The organism is Flavobacterium pectinovorum, assembly GCF_006438875.1.
GTDB lineage: Bacteria > Bacteroidota > Bacteroidia > Flavobacteriales > Flavobacteriaceae > Flavobacterium > Flavobacterium pectinovorum_A.
Genome location: NZ_RCZH01000038.1, coordinates 1 through 6,370 on the forward strand (window position 1 = coordinate 1; position 6,370 = coordinate 6,370).

At 31.1% G+C, this 6,370-nt stretch carries 7 protein-coding genes and 1 pseudogene; 6 read left to right on the forward strand and 2 right to left on the reverse strand.

What is annotated here, in order from left to right; all coding sequences use genetic code 11:
• Positions 1-227 (reverse strand): transposase (locus EAH81_RS27145; protein WP_140510179.1); only part of this gene is annotated, 227 nt, incomplete at its 3' end.
• Positions 228-426: 199 nt separating this feature from the next.
• On the opposite strand from EAH81_RS27145, the gene EAH81_RS27150 reads away from it, so the two are divergent.
• Positions 427-618, forward strand: coding sequence for a hypothetical protein (locus EAH81_RS27150; protein WP_140512106.1), 192 nt, complete (start codon positions 427-429; stop codon positions 616-618).
• A gap of 51 nt (positions 619-669) precedes the next feature.
• Here EAH81_RS27150 and EAH81_RS27155 read toward each other — a convergent pair whose 3' ends face one another.
• On the reverse strand, positions 670-1,011 hold the full coding sequence (locus EAH81_RS27155) for a helix-turn-helix domain-containing protein (protein ID WP_140512107.1): 342 nt from the start codon (positions 1,009-1,011) through the stop codon (positions 670-672).
• A gap of 238 nt (positions 1,012-1,249) precedes the next feature.
• On the opposite strand from EAH81_RS27155, the gene EAH81_RS27590 reads away from it, so the two are divergent.
• The 5 genes and pseudogenes from EAH81_RS27590 to EAH81_RS27175 form a co-directional block, all read left to right on the forward strand.
• The gene (locus tag EAH81_RS27590) at positions 1,250-1,423 is read left to right on the forward strand and encodes a hypothetical protein (RefSeq protein ID WP_161595870.1); all 174 of its coding nucleotides are present in this window, start codon (positions 1,250-1,252) and stop codon (positions 1,421-1,423) included.
• A 114-nt stretch (positions 1,424-1,537) separates the two neighbouring features.
• On the forward strand, positions 1,538-2,725 hold the full coding sequence (locus EAH81_RS27160) for a radical SAM protein (RefSeq protein WP_140512108.1): 1,188 nt from the start codon (positions 1,538-1,540) through the stop codon (positions 2,723-2,725).
• Positions 2,715-3,746 carry an alpha/beta hydrolase family protein gene (locus EAH81_RS27165; RefSeq protein WP_140512109.1) on the forward strand — a complete coding sequence of 344 codons (1,032 nt, stop codon included), beginning with the start codon at positions 2,715-2,717 and terminating at the stop codon, positions 3,744-3,746. The genes EAH81_RS27160 and EAH81_RS27165 overlap by 11 nt, the downstream gene beginning before the upstream one ends.
• Positions 3,747-3,921: 175 nt before the next feature.
• Positions 3,922-6,114: a peptidase domain-containing ABC transporter gene (locus tag EAH81_RS27170; protein WP_140512110.1), complete on the forward strand. Its 2,193-nt coding sequence runs from the start codon at positions 3,922-3,924 to the stop codon at positions 6,112-6,114.
• Positions 6,115-6,116: 2 nt separating this feature from the next.
• A pseudogene (locus EAH81_RS27175) lies at positions 6,117-6,370 on the forward strand (HlyD family secretion protein); the annotation flags it as partial.

Genomic DNA, 6,370 nt, shown 5'->3' on the forward strand with positions numbered 1-6,370 from the left:
TTGATATGTAAATACACCAACTTGCCTCTCAGAGGAAAGTCCTGAATTGTAATCTCATCTTGAAAACCCTTTGATACTAATTGAAGATTATTAAACTCTTCTGGAGGTTTAGAATTCTCTTCAAAATAGAGGTGTAATATTTCTTCGCTATTAGTAGATGAAACTACTTCAAAATGTTCTACTAAAAAATCAGGAAGCATAAACTTCAAAAGTTCTATAGGGGTCATATAAAATTCTTAGATTACAAAGTTCTTATTTTATTTTGACATTTCCTCCCCAGGTTTTGAGATTGATCCAAAATTATTTCCTTTCTGTTTTTTTTTATCCAATAAAATAGGTAATGAAATACTACGATAGTTTTTTAGCAGACAGATGCTTCAACTGTCTTTAAATGATTGAAGTAATAACAAAATCAAAAAACAAATTATGAAAAAATTGAAAGATTTAATCGGAGTTGAAATTTTAAGTATTAGTGAGCAGAAAAACATTAACGGCGGCGGTGGCGGAATCGAGGCTTGTTATTGTCCCGGAACTGGCATTTTTGCGGGTGTTATACATCCTGGTGAAGGCGAAACTTGTGCATCTGTTATTGAAGAAAGCTGTTTGTTAGATCACTAATTTTCATATTTGAAACAAAAATAAACCGCCTTATGTTTTTATTTTGGCGGTTTATTTTGTGTAAATCTTTAAATTTATTTCTTTAACTGTTTCTTTTAATAGAGAGTTTTCCTCTTCTAATTTTTGATTGTATCTAATAATTGTCTCAATTATTTTAAAATACGTTGAATGACCAAAATTCACATTGTTTATTGAGATTTGATCTTTGCTTTTAAGATCATCGATATCCTGTTCCAGGATTTTAGAAAACTGAACCCACTCCTCTTCGCGTATTCTGGATATTCCTCTTTCTTTTTTAGAATAGGTTGTTTGCTCCATAGCAAGCATGTCAGCCATTTCCTTTTGAGTTAATCCTTTTTCTTTTCTAGCCTGTATTAGATTTTCATGTTCCATCTCCAAACGAATTAAAAACTAATATACAGTTATTTCTTATAATGGAAGTAATCTTATTTTTAAATTCCTAAAAATAGCCTGAAATAATCCTACAAAAATAACTTAAGTGATTATGGTTTTAACGATTTTTGAAAAATGAAAAACTTTCTTGATTTTGTTTTAAAACTTGTGCGCAGAGTATGTTGAATCTAATTAAAAAAGGTTTTAAGGAATATTTAATAATTTAAATAGTAATAAAATGAAAAACCAAACAAAATTCTTTTTTAGTAAAGAAGAAAATGTTCTTGATCTATTGACTAAATTAGATAGAGATCAAATGAAAAAAATAGTAGGTTCATATTCTGAAAGAACTTATGCTGAAAGTACAGGCACACAGAAGCCTAAAACTCCAATATTAGCAGATCAAAATTGAAATTAATTTTTATCTTAAAAGTAGCGTTTTTTAAAACTAATTGAAATTAATACTGTTTAATTTCATTCCAAAAAGCACGAATTAATTTTCGTGCTTTTAATAAATTATTATTAAATGAGAACAACACATTTGGTCGTTAAAGTCGCTAGTAGATGTAATCTTAATTGTACATATTGTTATATGTATAATATGGGAGATGACAGTTATAAATCTCAACCAAAATTCATGTCACAACGTACTGTAAAATCAATTTTAATAAGGGTAAAACAACATTGTATCGAAAATAATCTTGGTGATTTCTTAATAATTTTTCATGGAGGAGAACCTTTACTTGCAGGAATTACTTTTTTTCGAGATTTTCTTAAACTTGTAGATGAAATTATTCCTAAAACAATTGAAATGTCATTTACTATGCAGTCAAATGGCGTTTTAATAGATAAAAAACTATGCGAAGATTTAAGTGATTTAGGGATAGGAATCGGGATTAGTTTAGACGGTACTCCAAGTTCTAATAATAAAAATAGAATTTATCACAATGGGAATGGTTCTTATAAAGAAATAATTAAAGGTTCTACAATTATTAAAGAAGTATACGGTAAAGAATATAGTGATTTTTTATGTGTAATTGATACTAATGAAAAGCCAAAAGATGTATATCAGCATTTCAAAGATTTGGAAGCAAATTCTATCCATTTTTTATTTCAGGATTTTAATTATATCAAATCAAATCAAGACTCTGTACCAAAAATTGGATCGTGGTTAGTTGAAATGTTTGATTTATGGTATTTTGATGAAGATATGAAAAAGCCAGAAATAAGACCTCTAAGTGATTTAATTGGATTAATATTAGGGTTGGACAAAAATTCAGAAAATTTTGGAAAAGGGATTAATGACACATTGGTTATAGAAACCGACGGTAGTATTGAAACAGTCGACACATTAAGAATATGCGGCAATGGTTTTACAAAAACAAAATTTAATGTTGCAAAAGATGAATTGAAAGCGATTTATGAAGGTTCTGAATTAGCACAACAATACTATAATGGACATGATAATCTTTGTGAAATTTGCAGCAATTGTTCCCTTGAATCTATTTGCGGAGGAGGATATTTAGGTCATAGATATTCACTAAAAAATCAATTTGACAATCCTTCAATTTATTGTAAGGAAATTATTGAAATAATTTGTCATATTCAAAATCAATTATTAAAAGAATTACCTATTGAAACTATTAAGGATTTAAAAGTTGAAGCTCTAAATTATAATAATATTTTAAACGAATTAAAACAATATGCTTTTTAAAACACAAATATTAGTTATATTCTTTCTGTTGTTTAATATAAATTTATTTTCTCAAAACGAAGAGAATAAATATATTAAGCAAAATGGGTTTTATAAGATAAATATAATCTCAAAAAATGATACAATATCTTTTTTAACAACAAATACTGATAAGAAAAAAGCTAAGCCAACAATCCTGTTTTTGCAGGGTTCATTAGCAAAACCAATAATTTTTCATGATTCTACAGGAGCAAGTGTCACAGCATTTCCATTTGAAATTGAAAAATATTTAAAAATATTTAATTTCATTGTCATTTCCAGACATGGAATTCCACTAGTTGGTTCTTATGAAAATGATACCGATGGTTATTTAGATAAAAACAGTAAAGTGCCGATTGAATACATTAAAAAAGATAACTTAAAATATAGGACATTTCAAGCCAAAACAGTTGTTGATTATCTGTATAAACAAAAGTGGGTACAAAAAGATTCTATATATGTTATTGGTCATTCTGAGGGATATAGAGTAGCAGCTAAGCTTTCTGAAAACAACAGAAAAATAGCCAAACTAGTTTGTATGTCTGCTAACCCATTTAATAGAATAGGTGAATATGTTTTTAAGTCCAGGATAGAAACTTTATCTACATCTTCAGATAGCTTGCTTCAAAAAGAAATTGAAGAAGATCTTAATAGTTTTAAAAATATTCCGAAGAATATCGAAGTATATAAAAATGACTACAAAGAGTATAATTGGATGAGTTATAATAGTGTATTATCTTTTGAAAGTTTATTGAAATTTAAAAAACCTATTCTTATTACTTACGGAACAGAGGATATAGGTTCGTTAAGTAATGATTTCCTTCCCTTTTTGTTAAGAAAAACAAATTTAACAATGTTTGTGTATCCGGATTTAGACCATAACTATAACAAAAAAGAAATTGATAAAAATGGTAATGAACTTGAGAGTAGTTATCATTGGGATAATGTTTTTAAAGACATACAAAATTGGCTGCTAAAAAACGTAACAAAAAGCAATCTTTAAATCGTTTCTGTCTATAAAAGATAAACTTATAGAGTTAACGAATTTATGTATTGTTTTTTTTCTAATTTAATAAAAGAAAAATAATTAATTTAGAATTTCTGGCTGGGAAATATCATATTTTTGTAAGAGGTACATAACAAGACGACCTACATAATGATTTAATTCTAAATTAAAATTGAAAAAATTTACCAATTATATACAAGCTGATTATAAAGATTGTGGTCCTACCTGTTTAAAAATAATCGCCAGACATTACGGTAAGACAATCAACATTCAGGAGTTGCGGGACATTAGCGAAACAACTCGTGAGGGAAGCAATTTGCTTTTTTTAAGTGATGCAGCAGAGAAAATTGGTTTTAGGACATTAGGAGCAAAATTAAGCCCGGATAGATTAGATGAAGCACCTTTGCCTTGTGTGCTGCATTGGAACCAAAATCATTATGTGGTGCTTTACAAAATAAAAAAAGGCACTTACTATATTTCAGATCCGGCTTTTGGACTAATACAATACAACAAACAGGATTTTATTAAATTCTGGATCGGGAATAATGCCGATGAATCCACCGAAGAAGGAATTGCCCTATTGCTGGAGGCTACCCCAAAATTCTTTCAATCTGATTTTGATAAAGAAGAAAATAAAGGACTGGGATTCCGGTTGCTGTCGCAATATATTTTAAGATACAAATCATTTTTGATACAGTTAAGCATCGGATTATTGGCCAGCAGTTTACTGCAGTTGATCTTTCCGTTTTTGACCCAGAGTATTGTGGATATCGGGATTCAGAATCAAAATATCCATTTTATCTATTTAATTCTTTTTGCGCAATTGTTTCTTTTTGCGGGAAGAACAGGTTTAGAACTGATCAGAAGCTGGATCTTACTGCATCTTTCTACCCGAATCAATATTTCGCTGATTTCAGATTTCTTTATAAAACTGATGAATCTGCCCATTTCATTTTTTGATGTGCGCATGACAGGCGATATCATGCAGCGTATAAATGACCATCGAAGAATCGAAAAAATCCTGACCACTTCATCAATAAACGTTTTGTTTTCCGTGATTAATATGTTTGTCATGGGAGGCGTTTTGGCGTACTTTAACCTGCAGATCTTTTTTGTTTTTTTTATCGGAAGCTTTTTTTACTTCGGATGGATTACCCTGTTTTTAAAACGAAGAGAAATTCTGGATTACAAACGATTTGCCGAAGTTTCACAAGAACAGAGCAAAGTAATGGAACTTATTAACGGAATGCAGGAAATCAAACTCCACAATGCCGAAAAACAAAAACGCTGGGGTTGGGAGTATGTGCAGGCAAGACTCTTTAGAGTTTCTATAAAAGGATTGGTTTTAGAACAAACCCAAACCATAGGTTCATCAGTAATCAATGAATTAAAGAATATTTTCATCATATTTTTATCGGCCAAATTAGTTATCGATGGCTCGATTACACTAGGTATGATGTTAGCGATCAGTTCGATTGTTGGAAGTCTGAACGGACCAATCGCCCAGCTTATAGAGTTTGTGCGAGAACTTCAGGATGCAAAAATTTCCCTGGCAAGATTGTCCGAAATTCATGAAAAAGAAGATGAAACCGAGCAGGAAGCCCATCAAACCAATGAAGTTCCATATGATTCTGATATTGAGATAAAAAACCTTTCGTATCGTTATTTAGGATCAGATATTCCGGTTTTGGACAATTTGAGTTTAATAATTCCCGCCAATAAAGTAACGGCAATAGTAGGGGTGAGCGGAAGCGGGAAAACAACACTCATGAAATTGCTTCTGAAGTTTTATGAACCTGAAAAAGGAGAAATTAACATTGGTAATTCGCAGTTAAAGAATATTTCGCAAAAAGCCTGGAGATCCAATATAGGCGCCGTGATGCAGGAAGGCTTTATCTTTAATGATACCATTGCCAATAATATCGCAATAGGCGTTGACAAAGTCGATAAAGAACGACTAGTATATGCTGCAGATGTAGCCAATATAAAAGAATATATATCAGGCTTGCCACTGGGGTATAATACCAAAATTGGCTCAGAAGGAACCGGAATGAGTACCGGACAAAAACAAAGACTGCTAATTGCAAGAGCCGTTTACAAAAATCCCGAGATCTTATTCTTCGACGAGGCAACATCAGCTTTGGATGCCAATAATGAGAAAGAAATTATGCGAAAACTCGATATCTTCTTCAAGGAAAAAACTGTGGTTGTTATCGCGCACCGACTCAGCACGGTTATGAACGCAGACCAAATTGTAGTTTTGGACAAAGGAAAAATCATCGAAATAGGATCACACTCGGCATTAGTACAACAAAAAGGAAATTATTTTGAATTGGTTCGAAACCAATTACAATTAGGAAATTAATCATGGCAGAAGATACATTTGAATTAAGAAGCGAGGAAGTTCAGGACATTCTCACCAAAGTTCCCCACTGGATGATACGCTGGGGAACCGTTTTGATATTTGCCATTATATTTTTGCTGTTTTTTGTGTCATGGTTTATCAAATATCCGGATGTTGTAAATACTGAAATTGTGATAACCACCAATATTCCGCCCGAGAAAATAGTTTCGAAATCATCCGGAAGGATTGAAGCTATTCTGGTAAAAGACAAATCGAT